Source organism: Oerskovia douganii (assembly GCF_015142735.1).
GTDB lineage: Bacteria > Actinomycetota > Actinomycetes > Actinomycetales > Cellulomonadaceae > Oerskovia > Oerskovia douganii.
On sequence record NZ_JACSPN010000003.1, the window covers coordinates 235,910 to 258,007 of the forward strand.

The following is a 22,098-nucleotide window of genomic DNA, read 5'->3' on the forward strand; positions in this document are numbered from 1 at the left end:
CCTCCGGGTCGCGCCCGTCCCGTCCTTTCCTGACGCGCTGTCGTGCCGAGCCGCCGAGCAGGACTAGTGTTCCGCCATGACCCCCGCGTCCCGGGCCGGGGGAGACGACGGCATCGCGGCCCTCGTCCCTGCGCCCCACGCCGTCCCCGTCCCTGTCCGACGCGCGCGCCGCAGCGCCACGGCCGCGTACGCGGCGCAGGGCTTCGGCTTCGCCGTGATGCTGACCAACGTCCCCACGTACGAGCGTTACCTGGGCATCGGCCCCGACGTCATCACGCTCGTGATCCTGGGCGTCTGCGTGTGCGCGGCGACCGGCAGCGCGCTGTCCGGGTGGTTCGCCGCGCGGTTCGGGTCGGCGCGCGTCGTGACGGGCGGGCTGCTCCTGGCGGCGGCGGGGATCCTCGCGGTCGGTCTGAGCGCGGGGGCCGGGCTGCTCGGGGCGTTCTTCGTCGCGTTCGCGGTGTACGGGCTGGCGCTCGGGTCGGTCGACGCCTCGACGTCCATGCAGGGCATCGACGTGCAGCGCGCCTACGGGCGCAGCCTCATCGCCGCGTTCTTCGCGGCCAACGCCGCGGGCGGTGTCGTCGGGTCGCTCGCGGTCTCGGGGGCCGCGGCCCTGGGGCTCGCGCTGCCGGTGTCGCTCGCGCTGGTCGCGGGGGTGGTCGTGGTGGCGGTGCTCGTGCTGCGGGCGGGGCTGCTCTCGCGGACCGCGGCGGTCGCGGCCGCGGGGGAGGTGGTGGGGTCGCGGAAGGGGCGCGCCCCGGCGGTGCCCGACGGCGCCGCTCCCGTCCCGGGGGCAGGCGGCGGTGCCGCAGAGCGCGGGGAGGGGGAACCAGGTGCCGCCGCGAGGGGATCCGCCGCGCGGGGCGCGCGGGGTGCGACAGGCATGGTCGGCGCGGGGACCGTCCTCGTGCTCGGCGCCGCGATGCTGGCCTTCCCCGTCGCGGACTCCGCGGTCTCGAGCTGGGGGGCGACGTTCCTGCAGGGCGTGCTCGGGGCGAGCGCCGTCGTCGGGCCGCTGGGGTTCGGTGCCTACCAGGCGATGCTCATCTGCTCGCGGCTCCTGGGCGACCGCGCGGTCGAGCGGTGGGGGCGCGTGCGCGTCGTGGCGTCGGGTGGTGCGGTGGGCGTGCTCGGGCTGGGGCTCGTCGCGGTCTCGCCGGTGTGGCCGCTCGCGGTGCTCGGGTTCGCAGCGACGGGTCTCGGGCTCGGGGTCGTGGCGCCCATGGCGTTCTCGGCCGCGGGGGACCGGGCCGCCGAGTCGGTCGCCGCGGTCGCGGGTGCGCGGCCCTTGGCCGGCGCGGTGACGCCGACGGCCCCGACGGCCCCGGCGGCCCCGACGGCCCCGGCGGCCCCGACGGTCGAGGAGGCGACGGACCGGGCGGTGGCCCGGCTCAACGTCTTCACGTACGTGGGCGCGGTGCTCGGCGGCGTCATGACGGGAGTCTTCGCGACGACGGACGCGCTGCGGATCGGGTTCGGGGTGCTCGCCGTGCTGGCGCTCGCGACCGTGCTCCTCGCGGGGAGGTTCCGCGAGGCCGCGCTCCCGGCCGACCCGCCGGGACGGGCGTGACCTCGACGCCACGCGCGCACCGGGTCCGCGGCGGGTCGTGACCAGCGTCTCGCCCGCCGGGCTTCGCCCGTGTGGGTGGCGTGGGGTTTGATGTCGAGGTGCTCACCATCGCCAACGCCAACGTCAACGGGATCCGCGCCGCCTACCGCCGGGGGATGGACGCCTGGGTCGCCGCGCGCACCCCGGACGTCATGCTCCTGCAGGAGGTCCGCGCTCCCGACGAGATCCTGAACGAGCTCGTCGGCGAGGACTGGCACGTCGCGCACCAGGCGTGCGACATCAAGGGCCGCGCAGGGGTCGCGGTCGCGTCGCGCCTGCCCGTGACCGCGGTGCGCATCGGGCTGGGCAAGGGCGAGCCCGAGCCCCCGGTCGACACGGGCCGGTGGGTCGAGGCCGACCTCGAGCTGGCCTCGGGCGAGAAGCTGACGGTCGTCTCGACGTACATCCACTCCGGCACCGCTGGCACGCCCAAGATGGACGAGAAGTACGCCTACCTCGAGAAGGTCACCGAGCGGCTGCGCGAGCTGTCCGCGGCGGGCGGGCTCGCGGTCGTCGCGGGGGACCTGAACATCGCGCACAAGAACGTCGACATCAAGAACTGGAAGGGCAACCAGAAGTCCGCCGGCTTCCTCCCCGAGGAGCGCGCGTACCTCGACACCTGGTTCGACGAGCTGGGCTGGGTGGACCTCGGCCGCAAGCACGGCGGCGAGGGCCCCGGCCCGTTCACCTGGTGGTCCTGGCGTGGTCAGGCCTTCGTCAACGACTCGGGCTGGCGCATCGACTACCAGCTCGCGACGCCCGCGCTCGCCGAGCACGCCGTCAAGGTCGAGGTCGACCGTGCCGACGACTACGAGAGCCGCTGGAGCGACCACGCCGCACTCGTCGCGACGTACGACCTCTGACGCCGACGCCTCGAGCGAGGGTCCGGCCGCGAACGCTCGGGGCGTCCGGGGTCAGTCGTGGGCGGGGACCGGGAGCTCGGTCGTGCGCGCGAGCGGCGACAGGACGACGGGCAGGGCGCCGAGCGTCATGACGACGGCCCCGACCCACAGCGCAGGGGCCGCGCCCCACACCGACCCGATCCACCCGCCGAGCAGACCGCCGATCGGGAGGGGGCCCCACACGATGAAGCGGGCCGAGGCGTTCATGCGCCCCAGCAGCGCGGGCGGGCACAGCCGCTGACGGAAGCTCACCTGCGCGACGTTGTAGACCACGACCGCGAGGTTGAACACGAAGCCACCGACGACGAGCACGACCGGGACCACGGCGGCCGGTGCGCCGGTCACGGCCACGACGGCCGCCGCAGGCGTGATGGCGTAGGACAGCCCGGTGACCACGGCGGAGGCAGGGATGATCCGGGCGGGGCCGACCCAGCGGGACGCCCGGTCGGCCAGGACGGCGCCGAGCAGCCCGCCCGCTGCGCTCGCCGAGAGCACGACGCCGTAGGTCGAGGTCCCGACGTCGAGCGTGCGCAGCGCGAAGATCACCAGGACGGCGTTGCCGATCGCCCCGCCCAGGTTGCTGAGCGCCGTGCAGGCCAGGATCCGTCGGAGCAGCGGCTCGCTCGCGACGAACCGCAGCCCGTCGGCGATCTCGGTGCGCAGCGGACGTCGCACGGTCGGGTCGGGCAGGTCCTCGTGGTGGCCGATCCGCGAGACCGCCAGCGCGCTCGCGAGGTAGGTCCCGACGGTCGCGACCATGACGAGAGGGGCGGACAGGACGCGCAGCGCGAACCCGCCGATCGCCGGACCTGCGATCATCGCGACGGACTGGGTCGCCTGGAGCTTGGAGTTGCCCTCGACGACGTGGTCGAGCCCGACGAGGCCGGGGACGTAGCTCTGGTGCGCGACGTCGAAGAAGAGGCTGAACGCGCTGATGACCACGGCGGCACCGATGAGCAGGCCCATGCTCGCGTGGCCGGTCAGGGCGGCGAGGACGACGACCGAGAGGATCGCCGCGCGCGCCAGGTCGGCAGCGACGAGGACCCGGCGCTTGCGCAGGCGGTCGACCCACGCGCCCGCCGGCAGGCTCAGGAGCAGGAACGCCGCGGTCTCGGCGGCGTTGAGGGCGCCCATCTGCCACGCGGTCGCGTGCAGGTGGGACACGGCGAAGACGGGCAGGACGAAGCCCGTGAGCTGGGCGCCGAGCTGCCCGAGCGCGTCGCCGCCCCACAGGCGGCGGAAGTCCCGGTGGTGGACCAGGCTGCGGGGCGGCGCGGTGGCGCGTACCGGTCCGTCGGGCGTCATGGGGACAGCGTGGTGCAAGTGATTGGGAACTGTCAATCGGTTAGCCTGGGGGCATGCCCCCCTCGCGCGCAGTCCCCGACCCGTCGCCCGTGGACGCGCGACGCGGTGCGCACGCGCCGACCGCCGGCCTGCCGAGGGCGGCCGGCTCGGACGCCGAGCGGGACGCGGACGCACGCGCGCTCGCGTCGTCCCTGCGGGTGCGGATCCTGCGCATCTGCCTCGACGAGCCGCGGACCAACAAGGAGATCGCCCAGGCCCTCGGCAAGAACCCGGCGACGACGCTCCACCACGTCCGGACGCTCGTGGCCCGGGGGTTCCTCGCGGCGCAGCCCGCCCGTACGGGGGCGCGGGGCGCGCGCGAGGTGCCGTACCTCGCGACGGGCAAGTCGTGGACCGCAGACCTGGGCCCTGGCGGCCACCGGGTGCTGCTCGACGCGTTCCTCGAGGAGCTGTCCGCAGCGGACCCGGCGCGCGTCGACATGGGTCGGCTCGGCCTGCGGCTCGACGCCGAGGGCAGGGACGAGCTCTCGCGACGACTCAACGAGGTCCTCGAGGACTTCCGGCAGCGCGAGCCCGCGGCGGACGGCGAGCCCTGGTCGGTGTTCATCGCGATCCACCACGACGCGAGCCGCGAGCCGCGCTGAGCGGCCCGGCCGCCTGGCTGCCAGGCGGCCCGGCCGCCCGGCCGCCCGGCCGCCCGGCCGCCCCGCCGCCCCGTCAAATCTGTTGGCCGCCATAGGACTTTTGGTTGACAGTAGGCAAAAGCCTCCTTAGGCTCCGACGTGGTCACTGCCGACCCGTCTTCAAGGAGGAAGAACACTCGTGCACACCTCACCGCGTCATCGAAGAGGTCTCTCAGGCCTGCTCGGAGCTTCCCTGCTCGTCCCGCTCGCCTTCGCCGGAGCGCTCCCCGCCGCACAGGCGGCCGACACCATGGAGCCCGGCGTCACGCTGCGCACCTTCCAGCTCGCTCAGGACCCGGGGTCCGTGTGCACCCTCAAGTCGGGCACCACCCCCAACGTCGACAAGCTCATGCCGACCATCGACTGGAGCACGCCCGAGCAGTTCGGTGCGTCGGACCGCTTCATCACGCACGCCCTCGCGACGCTCACGGTCCCCACCGAGGGTGAGTACACGTTCCGCGTGACGAACGACGACGGCGCGCTCGTCTACGTCGACGACCAGCTCCTCCTCGAGAACGACGGCCCGAACGACTCGACGTCCGTCGAGGGGGCGATCACCCTCACCGCAGGAGCGCACGACCTGCGGGTCGAGTACTACGAGGGCACGGACAAGCAGCGCCTGACGCTCGCGTGGAAGACCCCGGGGTCGTCGACGTTCGTGGTCGTCCCGACGTCGGCCCTGAGCACCGAGGCGAACGTCGTGCGCGTCACCGCGCCCGGCAACAAGTACTGCGAGGGGGCGACGGACAGCTCGGGCGACGGGCTGCGCCTCGACGCGGTCAACCCCAACTACGAGCTCGTCGACCTGCGCCCCGCGGGCTTCGAGCCCAAGGTCTCGGGCCTCGCCTTCACCCCGGACGAGAAGCTTGCCGTCGTGACCACGGGCGACGTGAGCTCCGGCGGATGGCGGCCCGACCCGACGACCGGTGAGGTGTACCTCCTCGACGGTGTGATCGACGCGACCGGACCGGAGGACGTCACCGTCACGAAGGTCGCGGACAAGCTGCTGAACCCGATGGGCATCGAGGTCATCGAGGACTCGATCTTCGTCTCCGAGCGGTACCAGCTCACGCAGCTCACCGACCCGGACGGCGACGGCTTCTACGACACGCACACCAAGATCGCCGGGTGGCCCGACGGCGGGAACTTCCACGAGTTCGCGTTCGGCCTGATCCACGACGAGGACTACTTCTACGTCAACCTCTCCGTCGCGATCGACAACGGCGGCGCGACGACCACGCCGCAGCCCGCCGCCAACCGAGGCACGTCGATCAAGATCGACCGCGCGACGGGCGAGGTCACGTACGTCGCGGGTGGTCTGCGCACCCCGAACGGGATCGGCTTCGGCCCCGAGGGCGAGATCTTCGGGACGGACAACCAGGGCGCATGGCTGCCCGCGAACAAGCTCGTGCACATCGAGCAGGACAAGTTCTTCAACCACTTCACCACGCCGGCCGGTCCGTTCGACGCGAACCCCGTCTCCCAGCCCGCGCTGTGGCTCCCGCAGAACGAGATCGCCAACTCCCCGGGCAACCCGATCCTCGTGCAGGACGGCGAGTTCGCCGGCCAGATGCTCCTGGGCGACGTCACGTACGGCGGTCTCCAGCGTGCGTTCCTGGAGAAGGTCGACGGCGAGTTCCAGGGTGCGGTCTTCCGCCACACCGCGGGCCTCGAGGTCGGTGCGAACCGCGTCATCACCGGCCCCGACGGTGCGCTGTACGTCGGTGGCACGGGCGAGGGCGGCAACTGGGGTGAGTCCGGCAAGCTGCGGTTCGGCCTGCAGAAGCTCACCACGGTGAACGAGGACTCGTTCGACATGGTGGAGATGCGCGTCGTCGAGGGCGGGTTCGAGATCGAGTACACCGACCCGGTGTCCGACGCCGTCGTCGCGAAGCTGGCCGACGCCTACCGCCTCACGCAGTGGCGCTACGTGCCGACCCAGCAGTACGGCGGCCCCAAGGTCGACGAGCAGCCGCTGTTCGTCACGGACGCCACCGTGTCCGAGGACCGCACCACGGTCACGCTGACGGTCGACGGGCTCAAGCCCGGTCACGTCGTGCACCTGCGTTCGCCGCGTCCGTTCGCCTCGAACGAGGGGGCCGAGCTCCTGAGCACCGAGGCCTGGTACACGCTGAACTCGCTGCCGGGCTACGTCGCCCCGGCCGAGCGTGGCTGGTACGAGGCCGAGGAAGCGCAGCCGCTCGGTGGCTCGAGCCTCGGCTCGGACCACAGCAACTACTCCGGCACGGGCTTCGCCGCCGGGATGCAGAACGTCGGCTCGGGTCGGCAGTTCTCCGTGACGGTCCCCGAGGCGGGCACCTACCCGCTCAACCTGCGCTACGCCAACGGCATCCACCCGTACACCGAGCTGCGCTCCAAGGACGTGTCGCTCTACGTGAACGGTCAGAAGGTCGGCCCGTGGACGCTGCCCACGACCGGCGACTGGAAGAAGTGGGACACGATCACCCGTGAGGTCGCCCTCGTGGCGGGCCACAACACGGTCACCCTGAAGTACGACCAGGGCGACCAGGGCAACGTGAACCTCGACGTGCTGTCGATCGGGCAGAACCCTGACATCTGCTCCCCGGCGGACGTCGAGGACGGCTACCGCGGCATCTTCGACGGTACCCTCGCGAGCCTTGCGGACTGGAGCCTCGCCGGTGCCGGCACGTTCGGGCGTCAGGACGACTGCTCGATCCGCACCAACGGTGGCATGGGCCTGCTCTGGTACACGGCGGAGGAGCTCGAGGAGTACTCGCTCAAGCTCGACTGGAAGCTCGTCAAGGACGACAACGGCGGCGTGTTCGTCGGCTTCCCGAACCCCGGCAACGACCCTTGGGTCGCGGTCAACAAGGGGTACGAGATCCAGATCGACGCGAGCGACGCCGCTGACCGCACGACCGGTGCGATCTACACGTTCCAGGGCGCCGACGCGGCGGCCGTGACCGCGGCCCTCAAGCCCGTCGGGCAGTGGAACGCGTACGACATCCGCGTCGAGGGGGACCGTATCCGGATCTACCTCAACGACGTGCTCGTCAACGACTTCACGAGCACCGACCCGGCTCGTGACCTGTCGAGCGGGTTCATCGGGATCCAGAACCACGGCAACGGTGAGACGGTCTCCTACCGCAACATCCGCGTCAAGGACCTGGGCGCCGAGCCCGAGCCCGAGGTCGCGGTGTCCGTGACCGTCCAGGCCAAGTGCCTCGCGGGCAAGGTCTCGCTGAGCGTCCGTGCCGTCAACGACGACACGGTGCCGGTCGACGTCGTGCTCAGGACGCCGTTCGGCACGAAGACCATGGTCGGCGTCCTGCCGGGCAAGTCCGCCCAGCAGACGTTCTCGACGCGCTCGACCTCGGTCGAGGCCGGGACAGCCACCGTGTCGGCGAGCGCCGGGGACAGGGAGGTCGTGGTCGAGACGGCCTACGACGCGTCGAGCTGTGGCTGACGCGCCCTCCCCTCGCTGAGTGCATGACTCGGCTGCGGCACGCACGGCGTGCCGCAGCCGTGTCGTGCACCCGGGACGACGGCGGGCCGCGCAGCGCGGCCGCATCCTCGTTTGCCGCCGCAGCGCGGCGTCTGTCACCATCTGCCAGGGCATCGACGACGACGTCCTGCCGTGCCGTCGAGAGGTGGTCGAACGATGCTCGCGCACCTGGGACGGGCCGTGACCCGGTACCGCGCTGCCGTCCTCGCCCTCTGGGCCGTGCTGGCGCTGCTGGGCGCTGTGATCGGCGGTGGGGTCTTCGACCGCACGACCGCGGTCGACAGCCTGCCGCCCGGCGCTCCGGCCGCGCAGGCGCAGGCGCTGCTCGACGAGCTCGACCCGCAGGGCGAGACGCTCACGGCGGTCGTCGGCGGCGTCGACTTCTTCACGCCCTCGCTCGTCGCGAGCGGGTACCGCGTCATGCAGGAGGTCCGTGAGATCCCCGGTGTCCTGGAGGTGACCGACGCGTTCACGGCGGGCGGGCTGATCTCGGACGACGGGTTCGGGTCGCTCGTGGTGGTCGAGCTCGACCACGACCTCACGGACGAGCAGGCGCTCGAGGTCGGGGACCGTGTGGTGGCGGTCCTGCAGACGCTCGACGCGCCCGAGGTCGTCGTGGGCGGGGAGCTCATGGCCGAGCGGACGTTCGCCGACATCGCGACGGCGGACGCGGTCGTGGGCGAGTCGGTCGCTCTCGTGGTGCTGTGCGTGGTCCTCGTGCTCGTGCTGGGCGGCTTGCGCGCCGGGCTGCTGCCGGTCGCCGCCGCGCTCGCGTCGATCGCGGCCTCTCTGCTGGCGCTGAGCGCGCTGGCCGGCGCGGTCCCCGTGAGCGAGTTCGCGGTCAACGTCGTGACGCTCCTGGGCCTGGGGCTGGCCGTCGACTACAGCCTCCTGGTGATCGTGCGGTTCCGGGAGGAGCGTGACCGCGCACCCGAGGCCCCGCTCGAGGAGCTGCTGGCCAGGACCGTGACGACCGCGGGCCGGGCCGTCCTCGTCTCGGGGCTCGCGGTCGCGTCGGCGCTCACGGGGCTGCTCGTCCTCGCCGACCCGCTGCTGGCGAGCATGGCCCTGGGCGGTCTGCTCGTGGTCGGGCTCACGACGCTCGCCGGGCTCACGCTCGTCCCTGCCCTGGTCGCGGTGCTGCACCGCTCGATCCCTGCGCCGCGGACCCGGACCTGGGCTCGCCGCCGGACGGGGACGGGGACCGGGCTGCTGGCGCGGTCGGCGTCGTTCGCGCAGCGTCGCCCCGTGGCCGTGACGCTCGGCTCGACGGCCGTGCTCCTGCTCCTGAGCGCTCCGCTGGCCTCGCTCGCGCTGGGGAGCTCGGACGCGCGGTCGTTGCCGCCGGGGACCCCGGAGCGGGTGGCGCAGGAGAGGATCGAGCAGGACTTCGACGTCCTGGGCGTCCAGCCGGTCACCCTCGTCCTGGGGGAGTCGGTCGAGGACCCGCAGGTCCGGTCGCTGCTCGACGCGGTCTACGCCCTGCCGGGTGTCGAGGACGTCGAGCACCTGGTGGACTTCCCGGCGGACGTGACGGTCGCCGAGGTGACGCCCGTGGGCGCGGCCGCAGGCGAGGAGGCGCAGTCCGTGGTCCGGTACGTCCGCGGCCTCGACGTGCCGTTCCCCGTGCAGGTCGCGGGGCCGGCGGCCGAGCTCGTCGACGCGACCCAGCAGTCCCGGGACCGGCTCCCGTGGGCCTTCGCCGCGGTCGTGCTGCCGGCCATGCTCCTGCTGGGCCGGCTCACGCGGTCCGTCGTGGTCCCGCTCAAGGCGCTGGTCCTGAACCTGCTCGCGCTGACGGCGTCGCTCGGGGTGCTCGTCGCGGTCTTCCAGTGGGGCTGGGGGGCGCGGCTCCTGGGCTTCGAGCCCACGGGCACGATCGACGCGACGAGTCCCGCGCTGCTGTTCGTCTTCCTGTTCGGCCTGTCGATGGACTACGAGGTGTTCCTCCTCGCGCGCATCGCGGAGGAGTGGCGTCGACGGACCGGGGACGACCGCCGCGCGAACGACCGGGCGGTCCTCGCGGGCATCGTGGCCTCGGGTCCGGTCATCACGGTCGCGGCCGTGTCGATCGGGATCGTGTTCGCGGGCTTCGCGCTGGGGGACCTCGTGGCCATGAAGGAGATCGGCGTGGGGATGGCCGTCGCGGTCCTGCTCGACGTCACGATCGTCCGCGGCCTGCTGCTCCCGGCCTCGATGTCGCTCCTGGGGCGCTGGAACTGGTGGTTCCCGGGAGGACGGAGAGGCTCGGCCCGCGGCACCGAGCCGGACGGGGCGCGCGGCGAGGAGGCCTCGCCGCGCACCCTCGTGGGCAGCGGTGCGTCAGCAGGCGCCGGCAGGGGCTGACGGCACGGCCAGCAGGAAGCCGGGGGCCGCGAGGCCGGCGCGGGCGAAGGCTCCGGCCACGGCGTCCGCGACCGCGGACGCGCGCTCGGCCGGGACCAGCGCGATCGCGGACCCGCCGAACCCGCCGCCCGTCATGCGGGCCCCCAGCGCGCCCGCCTCGCGCGCGGCCTCGACCGCCACGTCGAGCTCGAGCGCGGAGACCTCGTAGTCGTCGCGCAGGGACGCGTGGGACGCGTCCATGAGCGGCCCGACGTCGGAGGCTCGCCCTGCGCGCAGCAGCGCCACCAGGTCCTGGGTCCGGGCGATCTCCGTGACGACGTGGCGTACGCGGCGGCGCGAGACGTCGTCGGGCAGGCGGTCGAGCGCCGCGCCGAGGGCGTCGGCGAACGCGGCCTCCCGGGCCGCGGGGTCGCCCGTGGCGGCAGCCGCACCGGCGACCGAGTCCGCGAGCTCACGCAGGTTCGCGAGGCCGAGGGTCGCGGCGGCCGCCTCGCACGTCGCCCGGCGCTGGGCGTACTGGCCGTCGACGAGCGCGTGCTCGGCCCGGGTGTCGATCACGAGCAGGGCGAGCCCCTCGGCCGCGAGGTCGAACGGGATCTGCTCGACCGCGTCGACCGGGTCGAGCCCCGGGCGGCAGTCGAGGAGCAGCGCGTGACCCGGGGCGCACCGCAGCGACGCCGACTGGTCCATGCCGCCCGTCGGGGCGCCTGCGACCTCGTTCTCGGCGCGGATCGCGGCGGCCGCGAGCGTCGCGCGCCCGGCGTCGGTGGCCGCGAGCCCCAGGCCCGCGACGTCGTCGATCCCGACCGCGACCGAGCACTCGAGCGCGGCCGACGACGACAGGCCCGCACCGTAGGGCACGCACGAGTCGACCACGGCGTCGAAGCCTCGGATGGTCTCGGTCGAGCCGCCGGTCGCCTCGAGGTGCTGCCCGAGCGCCCACGCGACCCCGGCCACGTACGCGGCCCAGCCGGTCACGGCCCCCGGTGCGACGTCCTCGAGCCGCCCGGTCCACGCCGCGCCCGGCTCCTGGGCCGAGGCGAGGCGCACGACCGAGTCGGTCCGGGGGCGCAGCGCGACGTACGTGCGGTGGGGGAGCGCGATGGGCAGGCACAGCCCGGCGTTGTAGTCGGTGTGCTCGCCGATGACGTTGACGCGCCCGGGAGCAGCGTAGACGCGGACCTCCGGAGCGTCCGTCCCGTCCTCGTCGACGTCGTCCGCGGGGTACGCCGCCGCGAAGGCCTGCCGGACGCGGTCCGCGCCGACGTCGTCGGGCCAGGACTCGACCCACTGCGCGGCGGGGGTCGGAGGGAGTGCCTGCAGGCGCGCCGCGATCCGCTCGGGGGTCGTGTCGCTGACCCATGCGCCCATGCCGGACTCCGAGCCCGCGAGGTACTTGAGCCTGCCCGGCGCGCGCAGCACCGAGAACACCCGCAGGTGCAGGCGCGAGAGCTCGCGGCCCTCGCGCACCGGGGCCTGGTGCCAGGCAGCGATGTAGGGCAGGGGGACGGGCTCGCCGTCGGGCCCCTCGAAGAACAGGTCGAGGCGGCGCAGGAGCTCGAGGTAGGTCACCGCGAGGTCGTCGCGCTCGGGATCGGTGAGCGCGGGCAGGTCGGGCACGTCGCGGCGCGGAGCGAGGTGCACCTCGACGGGCCAGCGGGCCGCGAAGGGAACGTAGGCGACCCAGTGCTCGGTCTCCAGGACGATCCGGCGGCCGTCCGCGAGCTCGGCGTCGAGGACGTCGCGCAGCAGGTTGCCGCCCGTGCGCTCGTGGTGGGCGCGGGCCTGGTCGAGCATCGCGCGGGTCGTGGGCGTGACGTACGGGTAGCCGTAGATCTGGCCGTGCGGGTGGTGCAGGGTGACGCCGATCTCCTGGCCGCGGTTCTCGAAGCAGAACACCTGCTCGACGCCGGGCTCGCGTCCGAGGGCCTCGGTGCGGTCGGCCCACGCGTCGATGATGGTGCGCACTCGCTGCGGGGGCAGCGCGCCGAACGAGGAGGAGTGGTCGCTCGAGAAGACGATGACCTCGCAACGGCCCGACGCCGGAGCGCGGGTCTCGAGGGTCCCCTCGCCACCGAAGAAGCCGTCGGGCGCGTCTGCCCCGTCGCTGATGCCCGGCACGAACTGCAGCGACGGGAAGCGGTTCTCGAAGACCACGACGTCGTACGCGGTGTCCGGGACCTCACCGTCCGAGTACGCGGCGCCGGGGCGCGCCGGGCACAGCGGGCACGAGTCCGCGGCCGGCAGGAACGTGCGGTTCATGCGGTGCGCGGCCATCGGGATCCAGTCACCCGTAAGCGGGTCGAGGCGCATCTCGGGGCCCGTGTAGGGGTGCTCGTGCCCGTCGGGGCCGGTGACGGGGGCGAACCGGTCGCCCAGCGGGCGAGGGTCGTCGAGCCGACGCGTGAGCTCGCCCGAGACGTACGCGGGCGAGTCGTCGAAGTAGACGAGCTCGCGGCCGTCGGCCAGGCGGGTCGGGGTGCGGCGCAGGTGCTGGTTCATCGGGAGGTACGACCGTCCTGGGTGTCGTCGGGCAGGGGGGAGTGCGTCTGGTTGGCGGGGGCGACCACGAGGCGTTCGACGGCGTCACGCGCGGCCTCCTGGTCCTGCGCCGGGAGGGCGTCGTCGGTCACGAGGACGTCGACCTGGTCGAGCCGCGCGAAGACGCTCAGTCCCGTGGTGTGCCACTTCGAGCGGTCGGCCAGCACGACGGTCTGCCCGGCGATCGCGACGAGCACACGGTTGGTCGCGGCCTCGTCCAGGTTGGGGGTCGTCAGCCCGGCCTCGACGCTCACGCCGTGCGCGCCCAGGAAGGTCTGGTCGACGCGCAGGCTCGCGAGCGCGGCCTCGGTCAGCGGACCGACCAGGGCGTCCGACGGCGTGCGCGAACCGCCCGTGAGGACGGTCTCGAGCCGCGGGTCGCCCGCGCGGTGCAGCGCGTCGGCGACCGGCAGGGAGTTGGTCACGACCGTGAGGGGGCGCAGGCGCTGGTCGGCGGCGATCTCGACCGCGAGCAGGTGGGTCGTGGTTCCTGCGGAGAGCGCGATCGAGGACCCGGGGGAGACGAGCCGCACGGCGGCGCGGGCGATCGCCCGCTTCTCGGCGAGCGCGATCGTGCTCTTCGCCTCGAACCCCGGCTCGTGCGACGTGGCCTGCGGCGAGACCGCACCACCGTGGACCTTGCGGAGCAGGCCCTGCTCGGCCAGCTCGGCGAGGTCGCGGCGGACCGTCATGTCGGACACCCCGAGGTCCTGGGTCAGGTCGGCGATCCGGACGGCGCCGTGGTCGCGGAGTCCCGCGAGGATGCGTTCGTGGCGCTGCGTGGCGAGCATGACGCCATCCTGACACATTCGAACAGAAACGAACAATATTGAACATGCGGGTGGTGGGCCGAGCGCGCCGGGAGGTCAGATCCCCCCGCGCAGCGCCGCGATGGGCTCGATCGCCGCGGCCTTGAGGGCGGGGTACGTCCCGGCGAGCAGCCCGATCACCCCACCGAGCAACGCCGACCCGATCGCCATCCGGATGTCGAGGATGGGCGTCCACTCCTGGACGACCGACACGATCACCACGGTGAACACCCCGAGCGACGCACCGACCAGCCCTCCGAGCAGCCCGATCACCACGGACTCCACGACGAACTGACCGGCGATGTCCCGCTTGGTCGCGCCGAGCGCCCGGCGCAGCCCGATCTCGCCGACCCGCTCCATGACGGACAGCAGCGTGACGTTCGCGATCCCCAGGCCACCCACGAGCAGGGCGATGCCACCCAACGCCAGGAAGATGGCGTTGATGTCCGCCTGGACGTTCCTCTGGAGCGCCGACCCGTTCGCCGGCGCACTGGCCTCGAAGACGTCGGGGTCGGTGGGATCCAGGGCGACGGGCGCCTGCCGCGCGACGAGAGGGCCCGCTCCCGTCGTGATGTGGATCTGGAGCTCGTCGGGAGGGCCGAGGGCGAAGTCCTGCCGCGCGGTACCGGCCGGCAGGACCACCCCGTCGAGGAGGTCCGTGCGTCGCTTCACGTCGGCGAAGATCCCGATCACGGTGTAGGAGTCCTCACCGATGAAGATCGACGGCTGGCTGTCGACCCGGTTGACGCCGAGCCGTTCGGCGGCGCGCTCCCCGAGGAGCACGACACGGTCGGCGCGAGCGTCGTGGCCGGTGTCGAACGACCGACCCGTCACGATCCGGCCACGGACGGCCTCGAGCAGCCCGGCAGTGCCCGCGAAGACCTGAGGGCTCGACTGAGGAGCGACCGACGGGTCGTTGACGGGTACCGCGGTCACCTTGAGGTCGCCGATCCCGACGGGCGCGACGAGCCCCGCGTCGATCACGCCGTGGATCTGCGCGACGCGCTCGGCCCCGTCCCAGGGGATGGCGCCCGCAGCCCGTTCCTGCCCGCCGGAGCCTGACGTCGCCGGCTTCACGACGACCTGCGTCGCGGCCACCGCGTCGAACTGGCGGGTGATCTGGCCCGCGGCGGTCTGCGCGAGACCCACCGTGATCACGACCGACGCGATGCCGAGCACCGTGCCGAGGATCGTCAGGACCAGGCGCCCTGGCCGTGCCCCGATACCGTGGGCAGCCTCGGCGAAGAGGTCGCGCGCGCTGAAACGGTCACGTGCCCGGCCACGCAGGAGCCGCGGTCGGTCTCCTCGGTCGCGCCGCCCGCGCCACCGGTGCGCGAGGGCGCGGGTGGCCCTCATCGGTCGAGCTCCGTGAGCCGGCCGTCGGTGATCCGGACCCGGCGCCGGGCGCGGGCGGACACGGCGGGGTCGTGCGTGATGACGACGAGCGTGAGCCCGTCGGCGTGCAGCTCGTCGAACAGCTCCATGATCTCGACCGAGTTGGTCGAGTCGAGGTTTCCCGTCGGCTCGTCCGCGAGGAGCAGGTGAGGGCTGGCGACCACGGCGCGGGCGATCGCCACCCGCTGGCGCTCGCCGCCCGAGAGCGTGGTCGGGGTGAAGCCGATGCGGTGCGAGAGGTGCACGCGCTCCAGGGCAGCGCGGGCCCGCTCCTGGCGCTCGCCCCGGGGCACCCCGCTGTAGAGCGTGGCGAGCAGCACGTTGTCCAGCACGGTGCGCTGCGGCAGCAGGTGGAACGACTGGAAGACGAACCCGATCCGCCCGCCACGCAGGGCCGAGCGCACGGACTCGGAGGCGCGGCCGGTGGGGACACCGTCCAGGAGGTAGTCGCCCGACGTGGGGCGGTCGAGCAGGCCCAGGAGGTTCAGCAGCGTCGACTTCCCGGAACCCGACGGGCCGATCACCGACAGGTAGTCGCCCGGCTCGATCCGCAGGCTCACCGACCGCAGCGCGTCCACGACGGGCGGCCCGGGAAAGCTGCGGGTCACGTCCACGAGCTCGACGACCGCCGGGGCCGGACGTGCCGGGCCGCCCGCCGTCGCCTCGCCCGCCGGTGCACGGGAAACCGCCGTGAGCTCGTCGAGGAGATCCCCCGGACGGGCCGAGCTGTTCCGCGCAAGCCCGTCGAGCCCGCCCGTCACGTGCCGACCACCACCTTGTCGCCCGCCTCGAGCGGTTCCTCCGACGAGACGATCTCCACGAACCCGCCGGCCGAGAGGCCTGTCTTCACCGGCACCAGATCGGTCGCACGGTCGCCGTCCGTGCCCGTCCCCGCGCCCGTGCGGAGCACCTCGACGCGCAGCTCCCCGCCGGGGCCCGCGGTGAGCGCGGCCAACGGGACCGCGAGGACCTCGCCGGAGGTCGAGCTCACGGGGATGGTGAGACGGACGTTGCTGCCCTGCAGGAGGGTGACCTGTTCCGGGGTCAGCGCGCCCGGAGCCAGGAGGACGGCGAACCGTCCGCCCTTCTCCTTGTCGGCCGACGTGTCCTCGCCGCTCCCGCCCCCGGCAGCGCGGGCCTCGACCGACGTCACGGTCGCGGTGGCCTCGGAGTCGTCCGGCAGGACGAACGTCGCCACGGCGCCGGGCGCGAGGAGCGCGGCGTCGGAGGCGCGGGCCGAGGCCTCGACCACCAGGGTGGCCCCGGACACCGTCATGACGGGGCCCTCGACGGTGCCTCCTCGTTCGACGAGCACCTCGTCGACGCGGCGGGGCAGGCTGGGGAGGAAGAGCACCTCGCCGACCGGGAGCGCGGTCAGCGCGGCGGTGCGGGCCTCGCCGAGAGCCTTCTCGGCCTCACGGAGCTGGCGCTGCGCGGCCCCGACCACGGCCTCCTCGGCCGCGGCGTCGCGAGGCTCGTCCAGTGCGGCGCGCTTGACCCGCTCGAGCCTGAGCGCATCCTCGGCCGTGGCGACGTCCCCTCCTTCGGCCCGGGCCGTCGCGAGGGTTCGCTCCGCCAGACGCACCGCGTTGTCGGCCTCGAGCTTCTCGACCTCGGTCGCACCCCCGGTCGCGGCCGAGAGCGCGGTCCGTGCCGCGTCGAGGCTCGTCTCGGCGTCCCGCACCCCCTGGGTCGCGCTCTCGATCCCGGCCCGCGCCTCGTCGTCGCTCGCCGGGGACGGGTAGCCCACGGCCGCGTACAGCCTGTCGACGGCGGTCGCGGTCGCGGCGTCGTAGACGTCGCTGTCCGCCGCCCCGGGGTTGATCCCGACGGCGACGAGCGCGGCCTTGAGCTGGAGGACGTCCGGGCCGGAGACCCCCACGCGCAGGGTGCGGTACGCCGGAAGGTCGCCGGGCAGCACCACGACGGGGCGGCCTGTGACCTCGAGCGCGACCGCGGCCGGTCCCAGCTCGGTCCCCACCGCGGGAACCTTGCCCGTCACCACGGCCTTGCCGAGCTCGCCGGTCTCGAGCCTGACCTGGACGGCGTCGTCGTACTTGACGTCACCGCGCAGGGTCACGTCGTTCGCGATCACCCTGCTCTCGACAGGGACCGTGATGAGCCCCGCGTCCGGTGCCTTCGCGTCCGCGGCGGCCTGGGCCGGGGACACGACCAGGCGACTGACGAGGATGCCCGCCAGGAGGCTCGTGACCGCGATCGCGGCGACGAACCAGATGAGGCGGTGCCCCCGGAGGCCGGCCCCGGACGGCGACGAGGTGCCTTCGGCGGCGTCCTGCTCGCGTGCAGACGCCGGTTCGCTGACTGCGCCGGACGTCCCTCCGCTCTCCCGCGCACCGTCACGGGAACGGGCGGACCTCACTGACCGATCTCCTCGGAGGCGGCGACCACGCGGTCCATCAGGTCCTTGTTCTCGGCGACGAACGTCTCCTCGAGCTCGAACTGCACGGTGGTGTAGACCTTGTCGTACTCGACCTCCTTCCGGCACTCCTGGTCGGCGACCGCGGTGCTCTTCTCCTGTTCCGCCAGCTCGGCGACCTTCGGGTCGCCGGGGTGCACGGGGGACTCGCCTCCGTAGAGCTCGTTGGAGGCCTGCAAGAAGTACTCCGCCGGCTCGTCAGGGGTGGAGTAGTCGAAGCCCGCGTCGGCCATGCAGTCGGCCCACCTCTCCGCGACGTCGATCATGCGGGGGTCGTTCGGGATGGCCTCGTACATGACGGTCGTGGCTTCGTTGAAGGCCGTCATCTCCTCGGTGCCCCAGATGGCCTGCTCGTCGCCGCTGACCGTGTCCTGCGCGCGTCCCCAGCAGCCCATCTCCGCGATCGGGACGTCGACGTTCGCACCGTCCTCGTCGGTCTCCCAGCTGGACGTGTCGCCCTGCAGGGCGATGTAGTACGCGGTCATCTCGCTCTCGGACATCGCGTTCACGATCGCCTGGTTGGGGTCGACCCTCGAGTCCAGCTCCGCCTGCTCCTCGTCGGACGGCTGGGCTGTGACCGTCATCCCGTAGCCGTTCTCGGCGGCGTCCTTCACGGGGTCGAACTCCTCCGGGTCGGGGACGATCACCTCTTGCTCGTCCGGGATGTACTCGAACCCCTCGGCGGCCATGCACTCGGCCGTGAGCTCCTCGGCCCTGCGGTTGTCCTCCTGGGTCTTCCTGATCATCTCGTCGCGGCTCAGGTCTCCCGTGAGGGACTGGTAGAACATGGTCAACGGGCTCTCCTCCTCGGGGACGGCGGCGTCCGTTCCCCCGCACGCCGTGAGGAGAAGGGTCCCGACGAGACCCAGGGTCGCGATGGCGGTCGTGCTGGTCGACGGTCGACGCATGGAGGTGTCCTTTGCTGGGTCGGGTCGGGCGGCGCCGACGGAGGTGTCGACGCCGAGGAGCGAGGGATCGAGAAGACCGGTGCGGGAGGCCGCGTCGGGACCGTGGGCGCGACGGTGCGGGCGGGACGGGCCGGCCCTCATCGGTCGGCGTCCTCGAACCGGACGGTCAGCGCGCGGCGCCCAGGCGGAACGCCGGGGTCAGGCGGCTCCGCAGCCGGGGCGGACGTCGGCGGTGCGACGTGCCGGGCGGCGGGCCGGTCCGCTGCCCGACGTGCGACGTCGGGCGACGGGGTGCGGCGAGGTACGGGTACGTCCATGCGGTGTCCCCCCTAGGACAGTTCGTCGACACTGTGGGCGAGGTGCGCTCGCCCTCGATCGCTCCCCGCCGGGTCCTCGCGACGGTGCGGGACCCGGCAGGAAGCCTCGGTTCAGTAGCGGATGGCGTCGATCACCTTGACCCGGACCGCGACGAGCGCGGGGATCAGGCCGGCGAGAGCGCCGACGGCCACGGCGGCGACCATGCCGGTCACGGCCGCCGAGACCGGGAAGCCCGGTCGGTCCTGGACGGCCGGGCCCATCATGGTGTCGAGCGGGACGTTGTGGAGGATCACGATCGCGAGCGCGACCCCGACGATCCCGGCGACGACGGTGGCGACGACGCTCTCCATGAGGACCGAGAAGAAGACTCGACCCGAGGAGGCGCCGAAGCTGCGTCGGATGCCGATCTCGCGGATGCGGTAGCGCACCGTGACGAGGGCGATGTTGACGAGCCCGAGCCCGCCGAGCAGCAGGGCGATGACGCTGACCCCGAGGATGACCCACTTCGTGGCCTGGTCCATCATGCCCATCTCGGGGTTGTCCATCCGGTACACGTCCGACTGGGACCCGGGGATGGCCCCGGCGAGGTCACGGCGGATCGCCTCCGTCAGGGCGTCGGCCATGTCCGGCGGCACCCAGACCTCGAGCCGCGGGGGCCCCGTGTTCAGGAGCGACTCCGGCGTGGCCCAGCGCAGCTGCGACGAGACGAGGGTGTAGGCGCTCGGCCCCTCGTCGACCCAGGTGTTGGGGTAGGAGCCGACGATGGTCGCGAGCACCGGGTTCTCGCCACCGATCATGACGGTCGGGTGGTCCTCGATGCGTTGTCCCAGGGCGTCGAGGAACGCCTGGTTGACCACGAGCGCGGGCGACAGGTTCCCCTCGTCGGCCTCCGTGAACCACCGGCCCCCGTCGACCACGAAACGGTGCATCGTCGCCCACTCGGCGCTGACAGCGTTGGTCTGCACCTCCATGGTCCCGCCGGGGAAGCGGATCGGCGTCTGCGCCCACATGGTCATCGAGGAGTGCTCGATCTCGTAGCGGGCCGTGATGTCCTCGTACGCGGCGACGTACTCCTCGACGCCCGGCGCCTCCTGCCCGGTCGGGTACGCCGAGATGTCGAGCGTCGCGGGGCGGCCGCTCTGGCGCTCGCTCACCTCGGTCGACACCTGGCGCAGCATGTCACCGGCCGCGGTGATGGTCGTGATCGCGCAGACCGCCACCGCCACCCCGATCAGCGCGAGCAGGACACGCAGCTTGTGGACCCGCAGCTCGTCCCAGGCCTCGGCGAGGGCCCCGAAGAACCCGGTCACGAGGCAGCCACCGAGTCGTCGAGGAGGTCGTCGGCGCGTGCGGCAGGAGCCGTCGTGCCGGTGGCGGGCGTGGCCCCGACCCTCGAGGTGGCCACCGGGTCCAGAGGGACGGCGACGTGCTCCGCCTGGTGGTCGTCGCCGTGGGGCACGCGCTCGACCGAGGAGCTCAGGCCGTCGAGCGACCCCGCGCTGCGCGCGCCGATCGCGATGGGGGTCAGGACCCCGTCGGCCAGCCGGAAGTGACGCTTGGCGCGTGAGGCGACCGCGAGGTCGTGGGTGATGGCGATGAGGGCTGACCCGTTCTCCTGGGCGATGGTGTCGAGCAGGTCCATGACCTCGCCGCCAGTGTCGACGTCGAGCGCGCCCGTGGGCTCGTCGGCGAGGATGACGCGCGGGCCGCGGACCAGCGCGCGGGCGATCGCGACCCGCTGCTGCTCACCGCCCGAGAGCTTCTCCGGCATGGTGTCGAGGCGGTCCCCGAGGCCGACGCGCTCGAGCATCTCCGCGGCGAGCCGCTTGCGGGCCCAGAACTGCTTGCCCTGCGCGTAGAGCAGGGGAGCGGCGACGTTCTCCAGCGCCGTGCGCGCCTGGAGCAGGTTGAACTGCTGGAACACGAAGCCGAAGTCGGCTCCGCGCCGCCGGGCGCGCACGCGCCCCGACAGGCGGCCGATGGGCACGCCGTCGAGCAGGAACTCCCCGGCGGTCGGGGTGTCGAGGAGACCCAGGATGTTCAGGAGGGTCGACTTGCCGGTCCCGGACCGCCCGACGATCGAGACGTGCTCGCCCGCGTCGACCGTGAGGTCGATCCCTCGGAGGATCTCGAGGATGCGGTCGTCCGGGAGCCGGACGGACCGGGTCACCCCGTGCAGCTCGAGCAGGCTCATCCGGCCGAGCCCCCGTACATCATCCCGTCGTCGACCGGGGCGACGTCCTCGCCCGGCACGAACTCGAGGACGGTGTCGCCCACGGCGAGGCCTTCCACGATCTGCACCTGGGTGCCGTCGGTGATGCCGAGCTTCACGGCCGTCTCGACCGGTTCGCCGTCCGCACCCACGACCCAGACGTTGCCCGACTCGACCGACCCCTGGACCGCGGTGATGGGGACGAGGACCGCGTCCTCCGCGGCTCCGGCCGTGACCTCGAGCTTGGCCGCGAGCCCGGCGAAGACCGTGACGCCGGCCGGGACCGCGCACGTGATCGAGGCGGACGGTGCCGCCCCCGGGACGTCGCCCGTCGTCTCCGCGCCCTCCGCCGGGTCGGCCGCGGCGGCCGTCCCCATGCGCAGCGCCGTGCACAGGAAGGGAGCGGGCCCGCCCGTGACCGTCACGCTCGCCTCGGACGGGATGGTCAGGAGGCGGAACTGCTGCTCGGGGAGCATCGAGGCGGTGACGGACAGCGTCCCCGGGGAGACCGAGGCGAACGTGTCGCCCACGGTGACCTCCTGGTCCTTGAGCGCGGTGAACGTCGCGACCGTCCCGGCCGTCGTGGCCGTCATGGTGGACCGGGTGACCTTGGGCCGACGCTCGGTCACGGTCTCCTCGCCCGTCTCCTTGTCCGTGGTCACGAGGGGCTCCCGCGGCTCCTCGAGGACGACCTCCAGGAGCGGGGCGCCCACCGCGACCACGTCGCCGACCTTGGCGTGCACCGCGCTCACCTTGCCGGCCTGCGTGACCTTCTCCGTGCTCGCCGGGTCCGAGACGATCTGCCCCGTGAGGGACACCGTGTTGGTGATGGCGCCCGTGGCCACCTCCACCTGCGGCAGCGAGAGGACCGCGGACGGTGTCTGGGTGTCTCCCTCCGCCTGGGGCGCTGACTTGAACGCGATCACCACGAGGGTCACGGCGATCACCGCCCAGATCACGATGCGAAGGGCAGGAAAGATGATCCGGCGGGTGATGCCCACGGCAGGTCTCCAGGTGAATCCGATGAGCGGGAAGGCTCAAGGTCTTGGCAAGCTCTGGGAAGCCTAGGAGGGCGGCGATGCCCGCGTATCCACCTCAAGGAGGAGATGTCTGCGCAGAAGATCACGATCGGGTAGAGGTCCG

At 73.1% G+C, this 22,098-nt stretch carries 15 protein-coding genes and 1 pseudogene; 5 read left to right on the plus strand and 11 right to left on the minus strand.

The genetic code is table 11. The features are described from left to right. The first annotated feature begins 76 nt into the window (after positions 1 to 76). Positions 77 to 1,573 (plus strand): MFS transporter, encoded by a 1,497-nt coding sequence (locus H9623_RS04060; protein ID WP_193718772.1) that lies wholly within the window; start codon positions 77 to 79, stop codon positions 1,571 to 1,573. A gap of 98 nt (positions 1,574 to 1,671) precedes the next feature. Next, positions 1,672 to 2,475 (plus strand): exodeoxyribonuclease III, encoded by an 804-nt coding sequence (locus H9623_RS04065; RefSeq protein WP_193718773.1) that lies wholly within the window; start codon positions 1,672 to 1,674, stop codon positions 2,473 to 2,475. Between the two features lie 51 nt (positions 2,476 to 2,526). Here H9623_RS04065 and H9623_RS04070 read toward each other — a convergent pair whose 3' ends face one another. Beyond that, the gene (locus tag H9623_RS04070) at positions 2,527 to 3,819 is read right to left on the minus strand and encodes an MFS transporter (RefSeq protein ID WP_193718774.1); all 1,293 of its coding nucleotides are present in this window, start codon (positions 3,817 to 3,819) and stop codon (positions 2,527 to 2,529) included. A gap of 53 nt (positions 3,820 to 3,872) precedes the next feature. On the opposite strand from H9623_RS04070, the gene H9623_RS04075 reads away from it, so the two are divergent. From H9623_RS04075 to H9623_RS04085, 3 genes are all read left to right on the plus strand, one after another. Then, positions 3,873 to 4,463, plus strand: coding sequence for a winged helix-turn-helix domain-containing protein (locus H9623_RS04075; protein ID WP_193718775.1), 591 nt, complete (start codon positions 3,873 to 3,875; stop codon positions 4,461 to 4,463). Between the two features lie 178 nt (positions 4,464 to 4,641). Further along, a complete protein-coding gene (locus H9623_RS04080) occupies positions 4,642 to 7,950 on the plus strand; it encodes a family 16 glycoside hydrolase (protein ID WP_193718776.1) in 3,309 nt (1,102 codons plus the stop codon). Positions 7,951 to 8,145: 195 nt separating this feature from the next. Then, a complete protein-coding gene (locus tag H9623_RS04085; RefSeq protein WP_193718777.1) occupies positions 8,146 to 10,335 on the plus strand; it encodes an MMPL family transporter in 2,190 nt (729 codons plus the stop codon). On the opposite strand, the gene galK is transcribed toward H9623_RS04085, so the two are convergent. The 10 genes and pseudogenes from galK to H9623_RS04130 all read right to left on the minus strand — a co-directional run bounded on the left by galK (position 10,312) and on the right by H9623_RS04130 (position 21,956). Continuing rightward, entirely contained in the window at positions 10,312 to 11,670 is a 1,359-nt protein-coding gene (gene galK, locus H9623_RS04090) for a galactokinase (protein ID WP_407671831.1), read from the minus strand. The two genes, H9623_RS04085 and galK, sit on opposite strands and share 24 nt — an antisense overlap. After that, positions 11,647 to 12,837: pseudogene (gene galT / locus H9623_RS19265) on the minus strand (galactose-1-phosphate uridylyltransferase); the annotation flags it as partial. The pseudogene galT and the gene galK, both read right to left, overlap by 24 nt. Continuing rightward, the gene (locus tag H9623_RS04095) at positions 12,834 to 13,667 is read right to left on the minus strand and encodes a DeoR/GlpR family DNA-binding transcription regulator (RefSeq protein WP_227748107.1); all 834 of its coding nucleotides are present in this window, start codon (positions 13,665 to 13,667) and stop codon (positions 12,834 to 12,836) included. The gene H9623_RS04095 and the pseudogene galT, both read right to left, overlap by 4 nt. A 75-nt stretch (positions 13,668 to 13,742) precedes the next feature. Next, on the minus strand, positions 13,743 to 15,041 hold the full coding sequence (locus tag H9623_RS04100) for an ABC transporter permease (protein WP_193718779.1): 1,299 nt from the start codon (positions 15,039 to 15,041) through the stop codon (positions 13,743 to 13,745). After that, a complete protein-coding gene (locus tag H9623_RS04105; RefSeq protein WP_193718817.1) occupies positions 15,038 to 15,694 on the minus strand; it encodes an ABC transporter ATP-binding protein in 657 nt (218 codons plus the stop codon). The genes H9623_RS04100 and H9623_RS04105 overlap by 4 nt, the downstream gene beginning before the upstream one ends. Positions 15,695 to 15,837: 143 nt before the next feature. Continuing rightward, on the minus strand, positions 15,838 to 17,460 hold the full coding sequence (locus H9623_RS04110; protein ID WP_227748108.1) for an efflux RND transporter periplasmic adaptor subunit: 1,623 nt from the start codon (positions 17,458 to 17,460) through the stop codon (positions 15,838 to 15,840). Further along, positions 17,457 to 18,425: a hypothetical protein gene (locus H9623_RS04115; RefSeq protein WP_193718780.1), complete on the minus strand. Its 969-nt coding sequence runs from the start codon at positions 18,423 to 18,425 to the stop codon at positions 17,457 to 17,459. The genes H9623_RS04110 and H9623_RS04115 overlap by 4 nt, the downstream gene beginning before the upstream one ends. Before the next feature lie 428 nt (positions 18,426 to 18,853). Continuing rightward, entirely contained in the window at positions 18,854 to 20,053 is a 1,200-nt protein-coding gene (locus H9623_RS04120) for an ABC transporter permease (RefSeq protein ID WP_193718781.1), read from the minus strand. Further along, positions 20,050 to 20,937, minus strand: a complete 888-nt coding sequence (locus H9623_RS04125) for an ABC transporter ATP-binding protein (protein WP_193718782.1) — start codon at positions 20,935 to 20,937, stop codon at positions 20,050 to 20,052. The genes H9623_RS04120 and H9623_RS04125 overlap by 4 nt, the downstream gene beginning before the upstream one ends. Next, complete coding sequence (locus H9623_RS04130) at positions 20,934 to 21,956, minus strand: efflux RND transporter periplasmic adaptor subunit (RefSeq protein WP_193718783.1); 1,023 nt, start codon at positions 21,954 to 21,956, stop codon at positions 20,934 to 20,936. The genes H9623_RS04125 and H9623_RS04130 overlap by 4 nt, the downstream gene beginning before the upstream one ends. Positions 21,957 to 22,098 lie beyond the last annotated feature (142 nt).